The organism is Haloarchaeobius iranensis (assembly GCF_900103505.1).
Classification (GTDB): Archaea; Halobacteriota; Halobacteria; order Halobacteriales; family Natrialbaceae; genus Haloarchaeobius; species Haloarchaeobius iranensis.
In genome coordinates, this window is sequence record NZ_FNIA01000011.1 from 1 (window position 1) to 20,234 (window position 20,234).

Annotated in this window: 26 protein-coding genes and 1 tRNA gene; 9 read left to right on the forward strand and 18 right to left on the reverse strand. The window is 68.7% G+C overall.

The window, feature by feature from the left end; all coding sequences use genetic code 11:
* From BLT27_RS10795 to BLT27_RS10835, 9 genes are all read right to left on the reverse strand, one after another.
* Positions 1–323: DUF7845 domain-containing protein (locus tag BLT27_RS10795; protein ID WP_455549938.1), on the reverse strand; the 323-nt coding region annotated here is incomplete at its 3' end.
* A complete protein-coding gene (locus BLT27_RS10800) occupies positions 320–511 on the reverse strand; it encodes a hypothetical protein (protein ID WP_089733745.1) in 192 nt (63 codons plus the stop codon). The genes BLT27_RS10800 and BLT27_RS10795, both read right to left, overlap by 4 nt.
* Complete coding sequence (locus BLT27_RS10805) at positions 508–747, reverse strand: hypothetical protein (RefSeq protein WP_139172313.1); 240 nt, start codon at positions 745–747, stop codon at positions 508–510. Before BLT27_RS10805 ends, BLT27_RS10800 begins: the two co-directional genes overlap by 4 nt.
* Before the next feature lie 173 nt (positions 748–920).
* Positions 921–992, reverse strand: a tRNA-Ala gene (locus BLT27_RS10810).
* Positions 993–1,025: 33 nt separating this feature from the next.
* Complete coding sequence (locus BLT27_RS10815) at positions 1,026–1,670, reverse strand: rhomboid family intramembrane serine protease (protein ID WP_089733749.1); 645 nt, start codon at positions 1,668–1,670, stop codon at positions 1,026–1,028.
* A 95-nt stretch (positions 1,671–1,765) separates the two neighbouring features.
* On the reverse strand, positions 1,766–2,074 hold the full coding sequence (gene rpsJ / locus BLT27_RS10820) for a 30S ribosomal protein S10 (protein ID WP_089733751.1): 309 nt from the start codon (positions 2,072–2,074) through the stop codon (positions 1,766–1,768).
* A gap of 4 nt (positions 2,075–2,078) precedes the next feature.
* Positions 2,079–3,344 carry a translation elongation factor EF-1 subunit alpha gene (gene tuf / locus BLT27_RS10825; protein WP_089733753.1) on the reverse strand — a complete coding sequence of 422 codons (1,266 nt, stop codon included), beginning with the start codon at positions 3,342–3,344 and terminating at the stop codon, positions 2,079–2,081.
* Positions 3,345–3,490: 146 nt separating this feature from the next.
* Positions 3,491–4,435 (reverse strand): homoserine dehydrogenase, encoded by a 945-nt coding sequence (locus tag BLT27_RS10830; protein WP_089733755.1) that lies wholly within the window; start codon positions 4,433–4,435, stop codon positions 3,491–3,493.
* A complete protein-coding gene (locus BLT27_RS10835; protein ID WP_089733967.1) occupies positions 4,432–4,962 on the reverse strand; it encodes an amino acid-binding protein in 531 nt (176 codons plus the stop codon). The genes BLT27_RS10830 and BLT27_RS10835 overlap by 4 nt, the downstream gene beginning before the upstream one ends.
* Before the next feature lie 171 nt (positions 4,963–5,133).
* On the opposite strand from BLT27_RS10835, the gene BLT27_RS10840 reads away from it, so the two are divergent.
* Entirely contained in the window at positions 5,134–5,355 is a 222-nt protein-coding gene (locus tag BLT27_RS10840) for a hypothetical protein (RefSeq protein WP_089733757.1), read from the forward strand.
* Here the strand turns inward: BLT27_RS10840 and BLT27_RS10845 are convergent.
* Together BLT27_RS10845 and BLT27_RS10850 are read right to left on the reverse strand one after the other, a co-directional pair.
* Positions 5,331–5,786, reverse strand: coding sequence for a hypothetical protein (locus tag BLT27_RS10845; protein ID WP_089733759.1), 456 nt, complete (start codon positions 5,784–5,786; stop codon positions 5,331–5,333). The genes BLT27_RS10840 and BLT27_RS10845 overlap by 25 nt on opposite strands.
* A 187-nt stretch (positions 5,787–5,973) precedes the next feature.
* Positions 5,974–8,163, reverse strand: coding sequence for an elongation factor EF-2 (locus BLT27_RS10850; RefSeq protein ID WP_089733761.1), 2,190 nt, complete (start codon positions 8,161–8,163; stop codon positions 5,974–5,976).
* Positions 8,164–8,395: 232 nt separating this feature from the next.
* Here BLT27_RS10850 and BLT27_RS10855 point away from each other — a divergent pair, with 232 nt between their 5' ends.
* Complete coding sequence (locus tag BLT27_RS10855) at positions 8,396–9,148, forward strand: DUF5781 family protein (protein ID WP_089733763.1); 753 nt, start codon at positions 8,396–8,398, stop codon at positions 9,146–9,148.
* 328 nt (positions 9,149–9,476) lie between these two features.
* Positions 9,477–10,124 carry a ferredoxin Fer gene (gene fer / locus BLT27_RS10860; RefSeq protein ID WP_089733765.1) on the forward strand — a complete coding sequence of 216 codons (648 nt, stop codon included), beginning with the start codon at positions 9,477–9,479 and terminating at the stop codon, positions 10,122–10,124.
* 8 nt (positions 10,125–10,132) lie between these two features.
* Here fer and BLT27_RS10865 read toward each other — a convergent pair whose 3' ends face one another.
* From BLT27_RS10865 to BLT27_RS10890, 6 genes are all read right to left on the reverse strand, one after another.
* Positions 10,133–10,873: an energy-coupling factor transporter transmembrane component T family protein gene (locus BLT27_RS10865; protein ID WP_368086035.1), complete on the reverse strand. Its 741-nt coding sequence runs from the start codon at positions 10,871–10,873 to the stop codon at positions 10,133–10,135.
* Positions 10,870–11,571: an energy-coupling factor ABC transporter ATP-binding protein gene (locus BLT27_RS10870; RefSeq protein WP_089733769.1), complete on the reverse strand. Its 702-nt coding sequence runs from the start codon at positions 11,569–11,571 to the stop codon at positions 10,870–10,872. Before BLT27_RS10870 ends, BLT27_RS10865 begins: the two co-directional genes overlap by 4 nt.
* Complete coding sequence (locus BLT27_RS10875) at positions 11,568–12,221, reverse strand: biotin transporter BioY (protein WP_089733770.1); 654 nt, start codon at positions 12,219–12,221, stop codon at positions 11,568–11,570. The genes BLT27_RS10870 and BLT27_RS10875 overlap by 4 nt, the downstream gene beginning before the upstream one ends.
* A gap of 72 nt (positions 12,222–12,293) precedes the next feature.
* Entirely contained in the window at positions 12,294–13,622 is a 1,329-nt protein-coding gene (locus tag BLT27_RS10880) for a PQQ-dependent sugar dehydrogenase (protein ID WP_089733772.1), read from the reverse strand.
* Positions 13,623–13,718: 96 nt separating this feature from the next.
* The gene (locus BLT27_RS10885; RefSeq protein ID WP_089733774.1) at positions 13,719–14,333 is read right to left on the reverse strand and encodes a 30S ribosomal protein S7; all 615 of its coding nucleotides are present in this window, start codon (positions 14,331–14,333) and stop codon (positions 13,719–13,721) included.
* Positions 14,334–14,335: 2 nt separating this feature from the next.
* A complete protein-coding gene (locus BLT27_RS10890; RefSeq protein WP_089733776.1) occupies positions 14,336–14,764 on the reverse strand; it encodes a 30S ribosomal protein S12 in 429 nt (142 codons plus the stop codon).
* A gap of 379 nt (positions 14,765–15,143) precedes the next feature.
* Here BLT27_RS10890 and BLT27_RS10895 point away from each other — a divergent pair, with 379 nt between their 5' ends.
* Genes BLT27_RS10895 through BLT27_RS19160 form a run of 5 tightly spaced genes read left to right on the forward strand, consistent with a single transcriptional unit; the run spans position 15,144 to position 18,436 of the window.
* Positions 15,144–15,797 (forward strand): HVO_0476 family zinc finger protein, encoded by a 654-nt coding sequence (locus tag BLT27_RS10895; RefSeq protein ID WP_089733778.1) that lies wholly within the window; start codon positions 15,144–15,146, stop codon positions 15,795–15,797.
* 1 nt (position 15,798) lies between these two features.
* The gene (locus BLT27_RS10900) at positions 15,799–16,425 is read left to right on the forward strand and encodes a protein-L-isoaspartate(D-aspartate) O-methyltransferase (protein ID WP_089733780.1); all 627 of its coding nucleotides are present in this window, start codon (positions 15,799–15,801) and stop codon (positions 16,423–16,425) included.
* Positions 16,426–16,456: 31 nt separating this feature from the next.
* Positions 16,457–17,419 (forward strand): class I SAM-dependent methyltransferase, encoded by a 963-nt coding sequence (locus BLT27_RS10905; protein WP_089733782.1) that lies wholly within the window; start codon positions 16,457–16,459, stop codon positions 17,417–17,419.
* 23 nt (positions 17,420–17,442) lie between these two features.
* Entirely contained in the window at positions 17,443–18,171 is a 729-nt protein-coding gene (locus tag BLT27_RS10910; RefSeq protein ID WP_089733784.1) for a protein-L-isoaspartate O-methyltransferase family protein, read from the forward strand.
* A gap of 37 nt (positions 18,172–18,208) precedes the next feature.
* Positions 18,209–18,436 (forward strand): DUF7350 domain-containing protein, encoded by a 228-nt coding sequence (locus BLT27_RS19160; protein ID WP_139172314.1) that lies wholly within the window; start codon positions 18,209–18,211, stop codon positions 18,434–18,436.
* On the opposite strand, the gene BLT27_RS10915 is transcribed toward BLT27_RS19160, so the two are convergent.
* On the reverse strand, positions 18,414–18,860 hold the full coding sequence (locus BLT27_RS10915; protein WP_089733786.1) for a DUF7382 domain-containing protein: 447 nt from the start codon (positions 18,858–18,860) through the stop codon (positions 18,414–18,416). The genes BLT27_RS19160 and BLT27_RS10915 overlap by 23 nt on opposite strands.
* A 74-nt stretch (positions 18,861–18,934) precedes the next feature.
* Between BLT27_RS10915 and BLT27_RS10920 the strand changes: the two genes are divergently transcribed.
* A complete protein-coding gene (locus tag BLT27_RS10920; RefSeq protein WP_089733787.1) occupies positions 18,935–19,975 on the forward strand; it encodes an ATP-binding protein in 1,041 nt (346 codons plus the stop codon).
* The last annotated feature ends 259 nt before the right edge of the window (positions 19,976–20,234 follow it).

The window sequence follows — 20,234 nt, forward strand, 5'->3', positions numbered from 1 at the left end:
GCCGACCGGTCCGCGCGCTCGTTGTCGTACAGGCTATCCCGCGCGACGAAGTGGACCCGGAACAGGGGGACCGTTTCGAGTCCGTAGTTCGGCGCGACCGACGGGTCCGGGGGGAGGATGGGCTGGTGCTGGTAGTCGAACGACGCGGCCCACCGGTCGCCGTCGAGGTTGAAGTTCGCCGTCGGCTTCCCCGACGTATTCCACCCGTTGTGGTCCTTCCGTACAGAGTCGAGCGCGAAGTACGGCTTCAGTGCGTACTGCGTGAAGTGGAAGTGTACGTCGAACTCGTGGCACTGCGGTCGGACGAACTGCTGAAAGCTCATCGTCGCACCTCCCAGGCGTCGGCCGCCTCGATCCAGGCCCCCGACTCGGGCGCGACCAGCTTCAGCTCATACTCACTGCTCACCGGGGCCGTGAACGCATCCACCCGCTCACCGGAGCGCGGCCAGTCCCACCGCTTCGTCTCTCCACTCTCGGTATCGTAGAGCCGAGACGCACGGACGAAGCTCATTGGCCGTCACCCCGGTCAAGGTCATCCAGCGTCGGCCGCTCGCGCTCGGCTCCCGTCCGCCGGAGCCGCCGAGAACAGAAGTACGCATGGCCAGCCTCACCGCCCTCGGTCAGCCGGGTGCAACGAGCCTTGCACTCGTCGCACCGGAACTCCCGCGACGTAGTCGGCTTCGGACGGGCCTTCTCGCGGACCCGAAGCTCCTCGGCCGAGATACCGAACTGGCTCTCGGCACTCACGCCGACCACCCCGTTTCACTACACTCAGGCGCAGACGGCTTCGGGGCGCAACGCGAGGGGTGTTGAAATCTCCTCGCAGAACCGTGGTTTCGGAAAGGCGAATCGGCCGAGAACGGACGCGAGAACGACGAAGCTGCCGCTCTGGAAGAAGTAGAACCCGAGTAAAATTCGGATGGACTCGCTGGGATTTGAACCCAGGGCCTCTTCCTTGCGAAGGAAGCGATCTACCACTGATCTACGAGCCCGCGAACGCATCCAATCCTTGCCAGTGGTGCGTATTAGTACCTTTCCTTTCGAGGGCCGTACGAGGTGGACTGTGACACCGCGAGCAGGTTCGCACGGCCGGCCGCGAGCCCCACGAGGAAGCCGGTGAAGTGGGCGAACAGGGCGACGCCGGGTGCGCCGGTCGCGACGGTCACGACGAGCGCGACGACGAGGAACGCGGCGTACTCGACCCACTCGGGGATGTCGAGGTTCCGGAGCAGGCCGTCGGTGAGCCGGTTCCCACCGAGGACGTAGCCGTACAGTGCGAACACGGCGCCGCTCGCGCCGAGGACGCCGGCCGGGCGGCCGACTCCGAGAGCCGCGAAGACCCCACTCAGGAGCACCTGCGAGAGCCCGGCGATGGCGCCCGTCCCCACGAAAAAGAGGTGGAACCGAAGGCGCGTCGTGTAGCGTTCGAGGATGAACCCGACGAGCACGAGTGCGACGGCGTTCGAGAGGAGGTGGCCGACGCCGGCGTGCGAGTAGACGCTCGTGACGAACGTCCACGGCTGTGACACCGGCGCGTCGAGGACGAAGAGGAAGGAGTAGACGGGCCTCCACGCGCCGAGGACCCCGAAGAGACCCTTCACCAGGACCTGGAAGGCGAAGACCACGGCGAAGACGACGAGCGTGTCGAGGGTCGGGCTGCCGCGCGACATATATCCAGTGCGGTCCCGCAGCTACTAAGCTGACGGGGTCGACCGCGCGTCGACCGACGGCGCTGCGCGAGAGAGAGTAGCCGTCGGCAGCGTCCTCAGTCCTCGAGGACGATTTCGATGCTGACGTCGTTCGGCACCTGGATCCGCATGAGCTGACGAAGTGCGCGTTCGTCGGCGTCGAGGTCGATCAGGCGCTTGTGGACGCGCATCTCCCAGTGCTCCCAGGTCGCGGTCCCCTCACCGTCCGGGGACTTGCGAGTCGGGATCTCCAGCGTCTTGGTCGGGAGCGGGATCGGGCCCGACAGCGAGACGCCGGTCTTGTTCGCGATCTCGCGAACGTCGTCGCAGATGTTGTCGAGGTCGTCGGGGCTGGTGCCCGCGAGACGGACGCGTGCCTGTTGCATCTGTTTACTTCTCGTTGACGCTCAGGACCTGGCCTGCGGCGATGGTCTGGCCCATGTCGCGCACCGCGAAGCTGCCGAGCTCGGAGATCTCGCCGGCCGGCTCGATGCTGAGGGGCTTCTGCGGGCGGACCGTGACCTTCGCCGCATCGCCGGACTGGATGAAGTCGGGGTTCTCCTCCGCGACCTCGCCCGATGCCGGGTCGATCTTGGCGTCGAGGCTCTCGATGGTACACGCGACCTGTGCGGTGTGTGCGTGGAAGACCGGCGTGTAGCCGGCCGTGATGACGCTCGGGTGCTGCATCACGACGATCTGGGCCTTGAACGTCTCGGCGACCGTCGGCGGTTCGTCGGCCGGGCCACAGACGTCGCCACGGCGGATGTCGTCCTTGCCGATGCCGCGGACGTTGAACCCGACGTTGTCACCGGGCTCGGCGCTCGGGACTTCCTCGTGGTGCATCTCGATGGTCTTGACCTCGCCACCCACGTCGCTGGGCTGGAAGGAGACCATGTCGCCCGTGTTCATCGTCCCGGTCTCGATACGTCCGACGGGGACGGTACCGATACCGGAGATGGTGTAGACGTCCTGGATCGGCAGGCGGAGCGGCGCGTCCGTCGGCGGCTCCGGCTCCGGCAAGTTGTTGAGCGACTCGAGGAGGATGTCGCCGTCGTACCAGTCCGTGTTGTCGGACCGCTCGGCGATGTTGTCGCCCTCGAAGGCCGAGATCGGGATGTACGTGGCGTCGTCGGACTGGAACTGGACCTGCTTCAGCAGCTTGTTGACCTCGTCCTTGACGGCCTCGTACTTGGCCTCGTCGTAGTCGACGATGTCCATCTTGTTGACGCCGATGATGAGTTCGCCGATACCCAGCGTGCGGGCCAGGAAGACGTGCTCTCGGGTCTGGGGCGCGACACCGTCGTCTGCCGCGACGACGAGGACCGCGTTGTCGGCCTGCGAGGCGCCCGTGATCATGTTCTTGACGAAGTCACGGTGGCCCGGACAGTCGACGATGGTGAAGTAGTACTCGTCGGTGTCGAACTCCTGGTGGGCGATGTCGATGGTGACACCACGCTCGCGCTCCTCGGCGAGGTTGTCCATGACGTAGGCGAACTCGAAGCCGCCCTTGCCCTTCTCTTCTGCTTCCTCTCGGTACTGCTCGATTACGTGTTCCGGGACGCTCCCCGTCTCGAAGAGGAGTCGTCCGACAAGTGTGCTCTTGCCGTGGTCGACGTGGCCGATGATAGCCAGGTTCTGGTGTGGTTTGTCGCTCATTGTTGTATCTCACGCGCAGAGGCGCTGTGTGGGAATCTTTCGGCAGAAACGGTTAAAACCATTTCGATACGGACTCCTGCCCAGCCTGTCGCCGTCTTGCGTTTTGTGTCACACCGACACACAGTGCCCCCGTCCCGGAGGGCGATTCAACGGTCCAGCCGCGCGACGTCCGCGAGCACCGCGCTCGCCGTCTCGTCGCCACCGGCACCGCGACCGCGGAGCGCGAGCGTCCCCGCGTGGGTCGTCTCCAGCTGGACGATGTTCTCGGTCCCGTCGACCGCGAGCGGACTCTCCATCGGCACGAGCCGCGGGCCGACGCGGATGCCGGTGGGCGTCGCCTCGCCGACGAGCCGGACCGTACGTCCATCCTCCTCGGCCAGCGAGAGCGCGCTCGGTGGGATGTCGACGATGCCCGACACCTCGGCGTCGGCGAGCGTGTGCGACCCGTCACCGAGGACGTTCGCGAGGATGACGCACTTGAGCGCGGCGTCGGTCCCCTCCACGTCGAAGGCCGGGTCGGCCTCGGCGACACCGAGGTCCTGTGCCTCCGCGAGCACGTGTTCGTAGTCCAGCCCCTCGGCGGCCATCCGCGAGAGGATGAAGTTCGCAGTCCCGTTCAGCACGCCACGGACGGCCGTCACCTGTGCCGGGCCGTAGTCCGCGATGGTGCCGAGCACCGGAATCGCACCGGCGACGGTCGCCTCGAACAGCACCTCGCCCTCGCTCTCGGCCTCGTGCCGGCGAACCTCGCCGTACCGCTCCGCGACCGGCCCCTTGTTCGCGAGCACGACGTGTCTGTCCCGGTCGAGCGCCTGCCGGACGTGGGAGAACCCCGGTTCGGCGTCGCCGAGCGTCGTCGGCGTCGCCTCGACCAGTGCGTCGTACTCGGTTGCCAGCGCGTCCTCGGGGTCGGCGGCGCCGACGCTGCCGCGTGCGGACTTCCGCGAGAGCACCGCCTCGGCGTCGAGCCCGTCGCTGTCGACGGCCGCACCACTCGAATCGGCCACGGCGGTGACCGTGTGACCGTACTCGCCGGCCATCCGGACGACGGACCGGCCGACCGCGCCGGCACCGACGACTGCGAGCTTCATCGCTCACCCTCCACGAGCGGCTCCACGACCTGCAGTCCCTTCCGGTCGGCCACGTCGCGGACGACCGACAGCACCTCGTCGACCTGCGGCGGGTCGACCGCGAGCCGGAGGCGCGCACTCGACTGCTCGTCGGTGCCCGCCGGCGCGTCGAGCGAGAAGTCCGTCACCGACGCCCCGCTGCAGGACTCGACCGTCGCCAGCGTGTCCGAGAGGTCCGTGTCGACCAGGTGGCCGACGAGCAGCAGCGTCACCTCCTCCGCGTAGCCGTCCTCGCCGGCCTGTGTCACCGTCACGCCCGCGTCGCGCAGGCCGGCCACGACGTCGTCGAACCGGCCCGGCGAACACTCCAGGTCCACCTCGACCGGGATGTTCCCCCGCGGTGTCAGGTTCCCGCGCTCGTGGAACACCGACAGGAGGTTGCCGCCGTTCTCGGCGATGGGCCTGAGCGCACGCATCAGTTCGCCGGGCTCGTCGACGAGCTCCAGACGAACCGTGTACGCCCGCCGCGTCTCGGCTACGTCAGCCACCGCGCTCACCCGACACCGGGCGTCGTCGCTTCATGTGTCGTTTGTTCGCCGGGGCGGATATAAGCCTTCAGCCACGTGCAAGTCTCACCACTGTCGTGCCGGCACGACGCGCCCGTACGCCCCGGGAGCCGGGTTCGGTGGCTTCTTGCCCCGTCGCCCGAACTCTCGGGTATGTCCGTCGCTCGCCAGATGGTCGAGGTCGTGGTCGCGAGCGTCCTCGCCGTCGCCGGCATCCTGCTAATCGCGCCCATAGCGTCTGCCTCGATGGCACAGACCGTCGGTATCATCATCGCCTGCGGCTACTACTTCTCCCGGTACCCGTGGGGGTCGCGCCAGCCCGAGGGCATCAACGACCGCATCGACGCGCTCTACGACCGGATTCTGCCGTTCTGAGCCGCCTCGCACTCGTAGCCGGTCGTGGTGAACGTCGAGTCATCGCCGCCGTCCCCGATTCGAATCAGCAGTACGTAACACGGTTCGTCGCCAAAATCGGCCGTTCTAACCCGCTCCCTCTCGCCGCCGTCGACCGCGTATTCGACGGTGAGCCCGTCCTGGACCGTGTCGAACTCCCCAGTCAACACCCGGCCAGTCTGCTCGCCGTCCGACGCGGCGTCCAGCGACACGGCGCGTTCGTACATCGTCTCGCCGTCGTCGAGCACCGTCACCCGCACGTCGTGGGCGCGGTCGTGGCCGTTCCTGAGCTCGACCGCGCCGAGCCTGGGGGGACCGTCGTCCTCGGTCGAGCCGTCGAGACAGCCGCCAAGCAGCCCGAGACTGGCCGCGACCGAAGCGAGCAGCCCTCGCCTGGAGAGCGTGCGTTCCATTGGTGATTGTACTGGGCCACGTGTGGTAATTTTTCGGGCTGGGTTTGCCAGCCGAATCGTCCCTACGAGACTGCCCGACTGTTCCAGTCGCCAACCGTCCTCAGAAACCCGCCTCACGAACGACGCAGTCTCGCCACTCCCGAACAGAACGGAAGAACCGCGGAGAAACCGAAGGAATCCCGACCGTTCAGTCGAGGTAGTCGGCGCCCTCGGGCAGCTCCAGCTTCATACCCTTGCGCTCGCGGATCTCCATGATCTTGTCCTTCTGGAGCGAGTCGGACATGAACTCGAAGCCGGCGTTCTCGGTGTTCCACGACGCGCGACCCTCGGTCGCGGAGCGGATGTCCGAGGAGAAGCCGATCATCTCGTCGACGGGCGCGATGCCCTCGACGACCATGAGGTCACCCTCCTGGTACATGTCGTCGACGCGGCCACGGCGGCCCTGGATCTCGCCGGAGGCGGCACCCATGTGCTCGTTGGGCACGTCGATGCGGACGTCCTGCATCGGCTCCAGCAGCGCGACGCCGGAGTGGATGAGGGCGCGGTGGACGGCGTTGCGAACTGCCGGGATGACCTGTGCCGGACCGCGGTGGATGGTGTCCTCGTGCAGGCGGGCGTCCTTCAGGCGGAGCAGCGAGCCCTGGACCGGCTCCGCGGCGAGCGGGCCGTCCTCGAGGGCCTCCTCGAGCCCCTCGATGACGAGCTCCATCGTCTCGTTGAGGTGCTGGATACCCTTCGTGTCGTCGAGCAGGATGTTGGTGCCGTAGATGTGCTCGACGTTCTGGGAGGAGTCCTTGTCCATGCCGGCGTCCTGCAGGGCCTCGCGGCGCTCCTGCTCGGGCATGTCCATGGAGACCTCGCCGAGGCGGATCTTCTCGACGATCTCCTCGTTCATCGGTTCGAGGGTCAGGTAGAACCGGTTGTGGCGGTTCGGCGAGATGCCCTCGACCTCCTCGGTCGCCTGGCGCGGCGCCTCGCGGTAGACGACGATGGGCTCACCGGTCGTGACCGGGATGCCCTGGTTGCGCTCGATGCGCTGGGTGATGACCTCGAGGTGGAGCTCGCCCTGCCCGGAGATGAGGTGCTCGCCCGTGTCCTCGTTGATCTCGATCTGGATGGTCGGGTCCTCCTTGGAGACCTGACGGAGCGTCTCGATGAGCTTCGGCAGGTCGTCCATGCTCTTTGCCTCGACGGACTTCGTGATGACCGGCTCGGAGATGTGCTCGATGGACTCGAACGGCGTCATCTCCACGGAGGAGACGGTCGAGCCCGCGATGGCGTCCTTCAGGCCGGTGACCGCCGCGATGTTCCCGGCGGGGACGTGGTCGACCTCCTCGCGCTCGCCGCCCATGTAGAGCCCGACCGACTGGATGCGGTTCTTCCCTGCCGTGCCGGAGACGTACAGCTCCTGGCCCTTCTCCAGCGTCCCGGAGAAGACGCGGCCGGTCGCGATCTCGCCGGCGTGGGGGTCCATCCCGATGTCGGTGACCATCAGGACGACCTCGCCATCGTCGTCGACGAGCTGCATCTGCTCTGCGATGTCGAGTTCGTCGTCGCCACGCCAGATGCGCGGGACACGGCGGGGCTGAGCGTCGACGGGGTTCGGGAAGTGCTCGACGACCATGTCGAGGACGACGTTCGACAGCGGCGTCTTCTCGTGGAGCTCCTGGCGCTCGTCGGCGCGCTCCATGTCGATGATGTCGCCGAAGTCGAGGCCGGTGCGCTGCATCGAGTTGACGGAGACGCCCCACATGTACAGGGCGGAGCCGAACGCGACGGTGCCGTCCTCGACGGAGACGGTCCAGTCGTCGACGTCGTCCATCTCCTCGGTCATGCCGCGGATGAGCTCGTTGACGTCGGCGATGACCTTCTGGAGACGCTCCTGCATCTCCTGGGGGCCCTCCTGGAGCTCGCTGATGAGGCGGTCGACCTTGTTGATGAACAGGGCCGGCTTCACACCCTCGCGGAGTGCCTGCCGGACGACGGTCTCGGTCTGGGGCATCGCGCCCTCGACGGCGTCGACGACGACGAGCGCACCGTCGACCGCGCGCATCGCGCGGGTGACGTCGCCACCGAAGTCGACGTGGCCGGGCGTGTCGATGAGGTTGATGAGGTGGTTCTGCTCGTCGTACTCGTGGGTCATCGAGACGTTCGCCGCGTCGATGGTGATGCCACGCTCCTGCTCGTCCTCCTCGGTGTCCATCATGAGCTTCGTCGCCTCACCTTCGTCGGCGATCATGCCCGTACCCGCGAGGAGGTTGTCTGTGAGCGTCGTCTTGCCGTGGTCGACGTGTGCGGCGATGGCGATGTTCCGGATCTGCTCCGGCTCGTCCATCAGTCGCTCGCACTCGTCGACGATCTTCTTGCGTCTACCCATTGGTGCCTGATACCGGCACAAGGTTCAAAAGGGTAGTGTTTTCAGTCGGGAGAGAACCGGACGAATAGGCGGTCGTTGGCCCACGATTCGTCCGTTCGTGAGACAACAGTACACACGATTCTCGGCGATCCCACGACCGTCGTCACCCGCATACCGCGACTGCGCCAAGGTCACGGCAACCGGTACCACAGCCACAACGCTCATACCCACGAGAACCCTGATACAGGTGAACATGGAGGTTCGCGTGCAGGACGGCGGACCAGCCGCCCCCTTCCTCAGTGCCAGGGACGTCTTCGAGACCGTCTGTGACCTCGAACTGCCGGTTCGAGTCCAGGTCAGGGAGAACCCGGACGAACGGACGTGGACGGGGCACTACGACGACCACCACGTCCTCAACATCTCGAGACGGGCGGCCACGAGCGCGATGGCCCGCGAGCTCGCGCTCCACGAGTTCGCCCACATGGCCCGGTACGAGGAGTCGCACCCGTCGCACACCCAGTCGACGGACGAGGCGCTGTTCCTGGGGCTCGCGGGCAACAGCGTCGAACGCCACAAGGTCGCCCAGTGCTACCAGATAGCCAACCACATGAAGGACATCTACGCCGACGACATCACGATGCGCGTCGCCTCGGCCGAGAAGCTGGTGTCATTCCTCGAATCCGGGCTCGCCGCCGCGGTCGCCGACCAGCCCCGGCCGTTCCGCGGCGGTCTCGTCCCCGCCAATCCCGGTGCTGACCCCGACATCACGGCGGTCAACGCGGCCTTCGCGCTGGCACTCGTCGAGCGGCACGACCTCGCCGACCCCGACCACCGGCTGTACGACCTCGCCGCCGCCGCCGCCAGCGACGCCCCCGACGTCAGCCTCGAGGAGTTCAAGGGCCGGTTCGTCTCGCTCGTCGACGACCCGACCGAGAGCGAGTACCGCAAGGCGCTCGTCGACGTGACCCGGGCGTTCGCGTTGGGCAGGCAGCAGGCCGCGGACTGAGGGCTGAATCGCGGTTCGAGGGCCCCCGATCTCCGCCCATCGGCGCGCGCTGGCGAGCGAGAACCGCGACTGCGAACGGGGAGCCTGCGACAGAGCGAGGCGGCTGGAGAGGCATGAGGGGGCGGTGCGGTCGCGGGGGCTAGGACCGAAACGAGCGAGTCCCCGGAGTCGAGACAGTCGGAGCTTTCTGGTCGTTGTAGACACCCGTCACTCTCAGGGCTGAGCGCGTCCAGACCGACCGATTTTACCGAGTACCATACCCGCCGGCCACCCAGCAGAGCTTGCTGAGTGGGAGAGACTTATTACCCTGATATCGCTAGCGCTACGCGTGCCCTCGCCGTTCGACGTGTTGCAGGTCGACCCCGACGCCGACGAGCAGACCGTACACCAGGCGTACCGCCGTCGGGTGAAGGAGGCCCATCCCGACCAGGGAGGGTCGGCCCAGGAGTTCCAGCTGGTCCAGTCGGCCTACGAGACCATCATCGAGGGCGGCGCCGATAGCTGGTACGAGACGAACGGGACCGACGAGCCCGCGACGGCGGCGGAGTCCGCGCCGGAGCCCGAGCAGGACCCGAACGTCTACGTCGAGTACCTCGACTACGAGGCGGTCGTGGCGAACGGCTGGGAGCTCGGCGACGACGAGCTGTTCCGGAAGGCACGACGGGCGGGGCTCGACGAGGACGCGCACGGCGAGCTGACGGTCGAGCCCGGCGACTACCTGCTCGAGGCCGCGGAGGACGAGGGGTTCGACTGGCCGTTCTCGTGTCGCGGCGGCGCGTGTGCGAACTGCGCGGTGCTGGTCGTCGACGGCGAGATGGAGATGACCGTCGACAACGTGCTCTCGGACGACCTCGTCGCGCAGGGCATCCAGCTCTCCTGTATCGGGACGCCCGTGAGCGACGACCTCAAAGTCGTCTTCAACGTGAAGGACCTGCCGGGGCTGGAGGAGCTCCAGCTGCCGTCCCGGATGAACTGATCCGCTTCTCAGGGCCGGAGTCCGAGCACCACCGAGAGCCCCGCGACCGCCAGCCCGCCGCCGAGGAGCGAGACGACCGCGTCGGCCGCCGTGAACCGGAAGCGGGGCGGTGTGGGCTCCCACGAGAAACAGCGCGTCCTGAGCGCCAGCGCCAGCCGGTCGGCGCGCTCGAACGCCCGGACGAGCCCGAGGCGGCCGAGCCGGCCGAGCCGGTCGGTCACCGGGCGCTCGCCGCCGAGACGGGCACGCATGGCGGTCCGGGCGGCGGTCAGGTCACGGCGGAGCACCGGTAGGAACCGGGCGGTGAGCGCGACGCCGACACCGAGGAGGCGGCCCGCGTTCCCGGGGACGTACCGCTGGATGGTCGCCCGCGTCTCGCGGACGGGTGTCGTACGGACGTAGGCCGCGCCGACGAACAGCACGAGGCCGACGCGGCTCACGGCGAGCGTCGGGGCGACCGCCGGCCCGGGGGTGAGCCGGAGCGGCGAGAGCGCGACCAGGTCGATGGCGGGGCCACTGAACAGGAGCACGAACACGAACCAGTACGTGCGGACGACGGCGACGGGCGAGGTCCGCGAGCCGACGAGCGCGAGGGCGGCGACGACAGCGACGGCGGCGAGCCAGCGCGGCGTCGGGGTCGCGAACGCGGCGATGGCGAAGCCGAACTGGAACAGCAGCTTCGAGCGGGCGTCGAGTCGGTGGGCGAGCGTCCCCCCGGGTGTGTAGCTGATCATCGGGACAGTGGTCACGGGGGCACGTCGACGGCCACGTCCGCGAGCGCGTCGCGCACCGAGTCGGGCGGGCCGTCGGCGACGATGCAACCGTCCGCGAGCGCGACGACGCGGTCCGCGGTGTCGAACCACTCGTGGAGGTCGTGCGTGACGACGACGACGCTGGCCCCGTCGGCGTGCAGCGCCGCGAGGCGGGAGCGGACGGCGTCGCGGCCCGTCGCGTCCAGTCCGGCGAGCGGTTCGTCGAGTATCAGGTGCGCCGGCTCCATGGCCAACGCGCCCGCGATGGCGACCCGGGCCTCCTCGCCGCCGGAGAGCTCGTCGACGCGCTCGTCCTCGCGGCCGGCCATCCCGACCGCGTCGAGGGCGTCGGCGACCCGGGCGTCCACCGTATCGCGGTCGAGCCCCAGGTTCTCGGGGCCGAAGGCCACGTCCGCACCGACGGTCGCGGCGACGAGCTGGTCGCGAGGGTGCTGGAACACCATGCCGACGCGGGTGCGGGCACGCACGAGGTCCTCGTGGACGGGCGTTCCGTCGACGGTGACGGTGCCCGAGTCGGGTTCCACCAGGCCGTTGCACTGCCGAACGAGCGTCGTCTTCCCGCTCCCGTTCGCGCCGACGACGAGGACGAACTCGCCGTCCGCGATGGTCGTCGAGACCCCGTCGAGCACGCGGGTATCGCCGTAGCTGTGCGTGAGGTCCTCGACGCGGATCATTCGACGAGTGCGTCGAGTTCGCCGGTCCGGACGACGCCGAGCGTCGCGAGTATCTTCAGCACGTCGCCGGGGAGGAAGATGACCGCACCGACGACGACGGCCTGGGGCATGCGCACGGTCGGCCCCGACAGTGCGACGAACGGCGGGTCGAGCGGGACCGCCATCGCCGCCGAGAGCGAGTAGTCCGTCGTCTCGGCGAGCCACGGCACCCCCAGGGCGTAGATGACGGCGATGCCGGCGAACAGCGCGAGGGACTGCCGCCAGGTCGGGACCACCGACGGCCGCTTCGCGTCGAGGCCGCCGTGGGCGAGCAGCCCGATGACCACGGCGGCGACGACGTAGCCGACGAGGTAGCCCCCGGTGGGACCGAGGACGACCCCGAGCCCGCCGGAGGCGTTCGAGAACACGGGCACCCCGGCCGCGCCGGTGAGCAGGTACAGCAGCATCGAGAGGCCCCCCCATCGTGCGCCGAGCAACAGCCCGGCGGCGTACACCCCGAACGGCTGGAACGAGACCGGTGCCGGGAGTCCCGGCACGGGAATCGACACCTGTGCGAGCGCCGCTGTCAACGCGGCGACGACCGCCGCCAGTGCGAGCCGTTCGACCGTCTCGTCGGCGACGAGGTCGACCGATTCGTGCGAGTCGGACATACGTCTCGAATACCCGTCAACCAGCAATAGCGTACCGGTTTACAGACGGCGAGAGACCAGTGAACCGCCCGTTCAGACCTGCCGGACGCGGACGAGCCGGTCGTCGTTCTCCTTGGGGAAGTCACCCTCGGCGCGGCCGTCGCGGTTGCACGTGATGAAGTAGAGGTCGCCGTTGGGGCCCTGTTCGACGTGGCGGATGCGCCCGAACTCGTCCTCGAACAGGTGGTGCGAGGTGGCGACGTAGTCGTTGTCCAGCCAGTCTGCGTCGTGCCGTTTCCCGTTCCCGACCGGCGGCAGGTCGCCGTCCGGCGGCGAGAGCGTCACGACGTTGATGCGCTGGCTCCACAGCCCGCCGACCAGCAGTCGGTTCTGGAGGCCCGGGACGCTGTCGCCGGTGTAGAAGACGCCACCGCTCGGTGCCCACGAGGTGTTCGCTCCCGTGTGCGCGACCGGGCGGTTGTAGTCGCTGCCGGGGTACTCCTCGGCCGTCCGGTGCTCCGGCCAGCCGCCGTTCCAGCCGGGCGATATCAGGCTCACCTCGTCCTGTGCAGTCTGTCCGTGCTCGGACACGACCGGCGTCGCGTCCGGCAGCCACGTGATCGTCTGGGGGTTCCGGTGGCCCAGCGAGAAGATCCGCGCGTCGCCGCCCTCGGCGTTCCCCTCGACCGGGTCGCCCCCCGCGGTGATGCGGAGCACCTTCCCGCCCAGCGACTCCGTGCTCTGGCTGTTCTCCGGGGTCCCGCCGTCGCCCGTCGTGACCCAGAGGTGGCCCTCGGGGCCGAACGCGATGCGGCCGCCGTCGTGGTAGCTCTCGCCGGGGATATCTTCGACGAGCGTCGTCACCGTCTCCGACGGGTCGTCCGCGGAGGCGTCGAACGACGACACCTTGTTCTTCTCTGCCCCGCCGTCCATGTACGTGTAGTAGGCGTACACCAGCGGTGGCTCCGGGTAGTCGGGGTGGGCAGCGACGCCGAGCAGGCCGCCCTCGCCGCCCTCGACCCACCAGGTCTGCTCGTCCGGGCTGTCGATGGAGCCCGCGTCGATGGCCTCGTCGGGTTCGACCACGTCGACGACCTCGCCCGACTCGAACCGTCGGATGGTGCCGGTGCGCTCGGTCAGGAACAGCTCGTCCTCGCCCGTAAAGGAGATATCCCACGGGATATCGAGGTTCTCGACCAGCACTTCCGTCTCGTACTCGTAGTCGAGGGGGGAGTCCGTCGGCGCCTCCCAGTCCTCGTCGTACTTCGGCCACTCGTCCTGCTCGACCGTCGGGTCGTACGCCGATGTCGGCGGGTCGGTCGGCGTGCCGTCGCTACCGGTGACGTCCGAGAGACAGCCGGCCAGGCCGGCCGCTGCAGCCGCCGCGAGGAACTGGCGGCGGGATGGAGGGTTCGGTGCCATACCAGGTGCTATCGACAGGATAGGTAAATACTTCGTGCTATCCGGTCGCCGAGCCGGTGGCTCCGAGCGTGGCGAGAACGGGAGAGAGAGAGAGCGTTAGCGTGCCGCGGCCGCGACGCGTTCCTTCTCTTCCTTCTGGCTGACGGCGTACGTCTGGACGTCGTAGTTCGCCGCGCCGACGAGCTGGTTGGCCAGCGCCTCGGATGCGGACGTCGGGGTCTTGAACGAGTCCTTGTAGATACCGTCGGTCAGGAACAGCAGGGCCTGGTCGACGCGGCGCTGCGGCGCGACGTCGACGGCCTTCGGGACCGAGATGCCACCGTACTTCAGGCGAACGGTCTCCTCGCGGGGTGCCGCGTTCTCGACGGCGGTCACGAGCACCTGGATCGGGTTCTCGTCGGTGCGCTCGTGGATCTGCTCGAAGCCGTCGCGGACGATCTGAATCGCCTTCTGCTTCTTGCCCGTGTTCTCCTCCGTCTGCATCAGACGGTTGATGAGTCGCTCGACGATGGAGATCTCGGACTTCTTGAACTGCTTCGAGGAGTGGCGACCCATCGTGTGTGCGACCGGCGTCACCGAGATGTAGCGCTCGGTGGACGGGTCGTTGTACTCGATGTCGGTCACGTCCCACGTGCCGAACAGCTGGGCGCGTGCGCCCTCCTCGTCCGTGCCGGCCGGCTTGTCCGGCTCGGGTGTGTCTTCGGCCGCCATGGTTAGCGCACCGGCTTCTCCGCGTTCCCGCGGACGAGTTCGAGCATTGCGACGCCGTTGACCTTCTCGACCTTGTAGTTCACGCCGGAGAGGTCACCCATCGCGCGACCCTTCGCCCCACCGATACCGGCGATGGTGACCTCGTCGTGCTCGTCGATGAACGAGATGGCACCGTCGCCCGGGCAGAACGCCGTGACCTGCTTGCCGTTCTTGATCAGCTGGACACGGACACACTTTCGAATCGCGGAGTTCGGCTGCTTCGCTTCGATGCCGACCTTCTCCAGTACGATACCTCGACCCTGGGGCGCGCCCTCGAGCGGGTCGGACTTCTTGCGAAGTCCGCGCTCGCGTCGAGCGTACTCAGAGTCGGACCACCGGTGGTTCTGGCGGTCCTTCTTGAGCTTGCGCGCGGCGTATTTGCCGTTCGCCATAGTACCAGTCGGTATCTTACGGAGGCACTTAAGCCCACCCTTTTCCCCTGCGAGTTACGGCTCCAGCGAGCGCGAGAGGGGTCGAAGGAGGAATCTGAGGCCGTTTCGGCGTTCGGAGTTACGCGCTCTACGCGCTCCTTATCTCGAAAGCGGTTCGCAGACCCGCTCGTTTCGGGTTTCGTCGCGTTCGGGTGTTCTGGTTGGTGTGCTGTCCGTATTCTCGGAATGTGGTCGGTGCTTCGATGGGAGAACAGCTCCAGACGGCCAAAACGAAGTGAGACCCAACAAGGGAACCACGAACAGAACGGGATACCGACAACCACCACCACACGGACAGGCGGTCCGACGGCTTTTACCGCGTCGCGGTGTACTACGGTGTATGAGCGAAGTCGCCGACAGGCTCGCGCTCCCCTGTCCCTCGTGTTCGCCCGAGTTCGAACGGGCGCACGAGGTGCTGAAGGAGCGCGGGCAGATGTACACGGTCCGCTGTACGGAGTGCGGGCACGTCCACAAGGAGCGAGTCGAGCCGGACGAGACGGTCGCGGTCGATGTCGTCGTCAGTCAGGACGGGGACTCCTTCACCGCGACGGTGGAGGCCCCGGTCGACGAGACGGTCGCGACGGGCGAGGAGTTCATCCTCGACACCGACGAGGCAATCATGACGGTCCGCATCACCAGCCTCGAACTCGACGGCGAGCGCCGCGTCGAGGAGGCCGAGGCGGGCGACGTGGAGACGTTCTGGACCCGTGCGGTCGGGAACGTCGGGGTCAACGTGACCATCCACCCGCGCGACGGCCGCAACAACGAGACGCGCTCGGAGCGCGTGCACGTCCCCGGCGACTACGAGTTCGTCGTGGGCGAGACGGAGACGTTCGACAACGACGAGTTCACCATCAGCGGCATCGCCGTCCGCGCCGACGCGGAGGGCTACTACCACGACAAGCTCGACCACGACGGCGATACGGTCGTCGCCAAGGACGCGAAGCGCGTCTACGCGTGGGACGAAGAGACGACGGCCTGGTCCGCCTGGTGAGATGAGCTTCGAGGCCGCCCGGGAGTCGCTGGTCGACCGGCTCGACCGCCGGAGCGACATCGAGCGGGAGTCGACGCTCGACGCGGTGCGGGCGGTCCCGAGACACGAGTTCGTCCCCGAATCACGCCGGAGCGAGGCGTACGCCGACCGCCCCCTGCCAATCGGGGACGGTGCGACCATCAGCGCGCCGCACATGGTCGCTATCATGGTCGACGCGCTCGACCTCTCCACCGGCGACCGGGTGCTCGAAGTCGGCACCGGCTGTGGCTACCACGCCGCCGTCACCGCCGAGGTCGTCGGCGCGGAGAACGTGTTCTCGGTGGAGTACAGCGAGCGGCTGGCCAGCGAGGCCCGCGAGCGCCTCGACAGGCTCGGCTACGGAGCCATCGGAATTCGGACCGGCGACGGCCGCGAGGGCTGGCCGGAGCACGCCCCCTACGACGCGGCGTACCTGACCTGCGCAGCGCCCGGGTTCCCGGACGCGGTCGTCGAGCAGGTCCGCCCGGGCGGGGTCGTCCTCGCCCCTATCGGCACCGACCGGCAGCGGCTCGTCCACGCGACACGGCGGGCGGACGGCTCGCTCGACCGCGAGGACCGGGGCGGGGTGCGCTTCGTCCGGATGCAGTGAATTATTCCCCTCCGGTTCGTCATCGCTGACCATGACAGAGGACCGGGAGACGCTGTTCCTGCTGTGGGCCGCCCGCGAGACGGGCGTCCTCGACGCGTTGCTCTCCGACGCAGACACGCCTGCGGAGGTCGCCGAACGGACGCACGTGACCGAGCGCGCGGCCCGACTCACCGTCGCGGCCCTCGCCGACGCCGGCTTCTTCCGCGACGTGGGCGGCGTCTACGAGCCGACGAACCGCGCCCTGGGCTTCCTCGCGGCTGCCGACCTTCGGTCCGTCGGGCGCTTCCCGGCCGAGCTCGACGACCTCGACGCGCTCCGCCAGCTCCCGGCGACGATGCGTGGCGAGGACCCGCCGGTCGGCTCCAACGACGAACGCGCACCCGACGGCACCGCGTCCGAGTGGACCCGCAACCGACTCGGCCACGTGCAGGCGACCGACGAGGCGACCGTCCGGGCCTGTGTCACCGCCGCCCAGCACGTGGTCCCCGACGGCCGGGTCGTCGACATCGGCGGCGCGCCGGGCACCTACGCCGTCGAATTCGCGCGGCGGGGCTACGACGTGACCCTGCTCGACGCCGCCGACCGGCTCGACGCGTCGGCGTCGCTGCTCGCCCGCGAGCCCGTGGAGGCGGTCACGTGGAACCTGCCCTGCGACGGCGCCGATTCCAGCGACCTCCCCGTCGAGGGCGTCGACTGCGCGTTCGTCCCGCTGCGGACCGGTGAGCGCTCGGCAGCGGCGAACCGGCGACTCGTCGCCGGGGCAGCCGACGCGCTCGGGCCAGGCGGCTGGCTCGTGGTAGTCGATTACCTTCGCGAACGCTCGCCCGCCGCGCGCGCGGCGACCGTCCGGCGACTCGCGCTGGGCTCCGGCGAGGCCCACGCGCCCGCTGCCTACCGGGACTGGTTCGAAGCTGCCGGATTACGGGCGGTCCAGGTGCGTGACGTCCCGGGGACGGACCGGCAGGCGGTGCTGGGGCAGGCGCGAGATTCTTAACGGAGCATCACTGAGCTTCGCGCATGGAGCCGGCGGCGCTGCGAGACGACATGGTCGACAGCCTCGAATACGACGCGAAGGGCGTCGTGCACAGCGACGCGGTCGGCCTCGCGCTGCGGGAGGTGCCCCGCCACGAGTTCGTCCCCGAGGAGCAACGCGCGTACACCGACCAGTCACACGAGCACGCCGGCACCCGCATCCTCTCGCCGACATCGGTCGCGCGGCTGTTCGAGGCGCTCGACGTCGAGTCGGGCGACGCGGTGCTCGTCGTCGGCGCTGGCGTCGGCTACACCAGCGCGGTCGCCGCCGAACTCGCCGGCGCACGCAACGTCCACGCCGTGGACATCACCCGCCACGTCGTCTACGAGGCGCGGTCGAACCTCGCCGACGCGGGCTACGGCGAGGTGCTCGTCGACTGCCGCGACGGCACCCACGGTCTCTCCGAGTACGCGCCGTTCGACCGCGTGCTGGTCGAGGCCGCCGCCATCGAGCCGCCGCGTGCGCTCGTCGACCAGCTCGCGGACGACGGACGACTCGTCATGCCCCGGGGCGCGGCCGGGCAGACGCTCGTCTCCGTCGACGCGACCGGCGACGTCCGCGACGAGCACGGCCCGGTCGCGTTCGCGCCCCTGCTCGTCGAGGGCGAACAGGCCGGCGCGCTCGAACGGAACCGGACCGACCGCGAGGACCGCGAACGCGCCCAAGCCGCCGTCGGGAACGGCTGGGAGCACGAGTGGATCGACTGGGATTAGGGACCCAGCCGACGACGAGCGCCGTCGTCGCTGCGTCGTGGCGCTGGTCGAAGGGAGCGCGGACACGCTCTCTCGCACGGTCGACCCGCTGCTCGGCGCCCACTACGGCGCGCCCGCCCCCGAGCTGGCGAGCGGCGACCGGGTCACGCTCACGGTGCTGACGCCGCCGCAGGCGTCCAGACACGAGGGCTACGAGACGGCCTTTTTTCGAGATGGAGTCGGTGACGCTGCCGGTCCCCTGATCAGTCCTCGACCACCAGGATGACCGTGTTCGCGCGCTGGTCGGCGTACTCGCTGCCCGCGGGTGGTTTGATATCGATCTGCAGCGTGCCCTCGGCCTGGTTCGGGCCGAGCGAGGGGCTGATATCCACCTCGGCGGTGCCGTTCTCTCCGGTGCTCGCCGTCTCGATGCCGTCCAGCCGTGCGGTCGCACCCTTCACGACGACGGTCGCGCCTTCGACGGGGTTCCCGTCGCTGTCGACGACGCGGATGGTGACGGTCTGCTCGCCGGGCGTGACGACGTCCGGGGTCGGCTGGGCGTCGACCTCGGTGACGGCGAGCCCGCCGATACCCGAGATCATGTTCATCATGACGGAGAGGCTGGCGACGCCGACGACGAGGGCGATGACGAGTCGAATCGGCAGTCCTTCGATGGCGCGGTCGTCGCGCCGGAGCGGTGTGAGTCGCACGCCGTGGTTGGGCCCGTGATGGTATTTGAACGGCGGGCCGGCCATTCAAGTACAATCCCGCGGCCAGAGCGGCCATGGTCGTCATCGGACGCGACGGCGGCGAGGGCGCGACAGTCGAGTTCGGGCGCTACCGTGCACCGGACGGGAGCGCGGGTGCGGCGGTCGGCCTCGACTGCGAGTCCCCCCACGCCGCGCTCGTCGTCGGCAAGCGCGGCTACGGCAAGTCGTACACGCTCGGGGTACTGGCGGAGGGACTGGCGGCGGCGGCGGGCGTCGCGCCGGTCGTCGTCGACCCGATGGGCGTGTTCGGGACGCTCGCGGCCGACGGGTCGGCGACCGTCGTCGCGGAGCCACGTGTCGACCCCGACGCGCTTCCGCCGACGGCGTGGTGCGAGCTGGTCGGTCTCGACCCGGAGTCTCCAGGCGGGGCTGTACTCTGGCGGGCCGCTGCGGCGGGGACGACCGTCGACGAGATACGGGAGCGACTGGCAGCACTGGACTGCGACCGGGCGGCCCGCCGGGCGGCCCGGAACCACCTCGACCTCGCCGCCTCGTGGGACGTGTTCGACCCGGACGGACTCGACGCAGCGGCGTTGGCCTCGGGCACGGCGACGGTCCTCGACGTGTCGGGACGACCGACGGCGGCGGCGAACGCGGTCGTCCGGGCGGCCGCGACGGCGCTCTACCGGGCACGGGTGCAGGGGACGGTCGACCGGCTCCCGTGGCTCCTGCTCGACGAGGCGCACGCCTTCTTCGACGGTGTCGCGGCACCCGCGCTGCGGACCCTGCTCACGCGTGGCCGACAGCCGGGCGTGAGCCTCGTCGCGGCGACCCAGCGTCCGAGCGCGCTGCCGGCAGTGGCAGCCTCGCAAGCCGATATCGTCGTTGCACATCGACTCACCGACCGACGTGACCGCGAGGCACTGGAACGAGCGCGCCCATCGTACGTCGATTCGGCCCTGACGGAACGGATGCCCACCGGCCCCGGCGAGGTTCGCGTAATCGACGACGCCACCGAGCGACGCCACGCGGTACAGGTCCGCGAGCGGCACACTCCCCACGACGGGGACAGCCCGAACGCGAGCGCGGTCGTGGCGGACCGAAGCCTCAAGTGATGGTTTGACCCTTCACCGGCCTTAATACCCGTCCCGTCTTTGGGTTTACTGTCGACAGGAACGCCGCCTGCTGTCATCCCCACCCCGATTCAGCCCCCGCGACTGCGTTGCAGACCAGCTCGCTCCTGTCGACAGCCACTGCTTCGGCTTTTTGGAGATTAGTAGAACTGTGTCCCGATATTTGTTATTCTGCCGGATTTATTTCCCTTAATAAGGCTTTTCCTAGGACTAGAGCCCACTAGTGTTTACGGCGGCCTTT

Bases quoted from the DNA above. Each gene is read 5' to 3' on its own strand.
- BLT27_RS10840 (WP_089733757.1), top strand. From the start codon at position 5,134: ATGTCCGTCGCTCGCCAGATGGTCGAGGTCGTGGTCGCGAGCGTCCTC.
- BLT27_RS10855 (WP_089733763.1), top strand. From the start codon at position 8,396: ATGGAGGTTCGCGTGCAGGACGGCGGACCAGCCGCCCCCTTCCTCAGT.
- BLT27_RS10845 (WP_089733759.1), bottom strand. From the start codon at position 5,786: ATGGAACGCACGCTCTCCAGGCGAGGGCTGCTCGCTTCGGTCGCGGCC.
- BLT27_RS10880 (WP_089733772.1), bottom strand. From the start codon at position 13,622: ATGGCACCGAACCCTCCATCCCGCCGCCAGTTCCTCGCGGCGGCTGCA.
- BLT27_RS10870 (WP_089733769.1), bottom strand. From the start codon at position 11,571: ATGATCCGCGTCGAGGACCTCACGCACAGCTACGGCGATACCCGCGTG.
- tuf (WP_089733753.1), bottom strand. From the start codon at position 3,344: ATGAGCGACAAACCACACCAGAACCTGGCTATCATCGGCCACGTCGAC.
- BLT27_RS10895 (WP_089733778.1), top strand. From the start codon at position 15,144: ATGAGCGAAGTCGCCGACAGGCTCGCGCTCCCCTGTCCCTCGTGTTCG.
- BLT27_RS10800 (WP_089733745.1), bottom strand. From the start codon at position 511: ATGAGCTTCGTCCGTGCGTCTCGGCTCTACGATACCGAGAGTGGAGAG.
- BLT27_RS10900 (WP_089733780.1), top strand. From the start codon at position 15,799: ATGAGCTTCGAGGCCGCCCGGGAGTCGCTGGTCGACCGGCTCGACCGC.
- BLT27_RS10850 (WP_089733761.1), bottom strand. From the start codon at position 8,163: ATGGGTAGACGCAAGAAGATCGTCGACGAGTGCGAGCGACTGATGGAC.
- BLT27_RS10815 (WP_089733749.1), bottom strand. From the start codon at position 1,670: ATGTCGCGCGGCAGCCCGACCCTCGACACGCTCGTCGTCTTCGCCGTG.
- BLT27_RS10890 (WP_089733776.1), bottom strand. From the start codon at position 14,764: ATGGCGAACGGCAAATACGCCGCGCGCAAGCTCAAGAAGGACCGCCAG.
- BLT27_RS10830 (WP_089733755.1), bottom strand. From the start codon at position 4,435: ATGAAGCTCGCAGTCGTCGGTGCCGGCGCGGTCGGCCGGTCCGTCGTC.
- BLT27_RS10875 (WP_089733770.1), bottom strand. From the start codon at position 12,221: ATGTCCGACTCGCACGAATCGGTCGACCTCGTCGCCGACGAGACGGTC.
- BLT27_RS10910 (WP_089733784.1), top strand. From the start codon at position 17,443: ATGGAGCCGGCGGCGCTGCGAGACGACATGGTCGACAGCCTCGAATAC.
- BLT27_RS10920 (WP_089733787.1), top strand. From the start codon at position 18,935: ATGGTCGTCATCGGACGCGACGGCGGCGAGGGCGCGACAGTCGAGTTC.
- BLT27_RS10905 (WP_089733782.1), top strand. From the start codon at position 16,457: ATGACAGAGGACCGGGAGACGCTGTTCCTGCTGTGGGCCGCCCGCGAG.
- rpsJ (WP_089733751.1), bottom strand. From the start codon at position 2,074: ATGCAACAGGCACGCGTCCGTCTCGCGGGCACCAGCCCCGACGACCTC.
- BLT27_RS10885 (WP_089733774.1), bottom strand. From the start codon at position 14,333: ATGGCGGCCGAAGACACACCCGAGCCGGACAAGCCGGCCGGCACGGAC.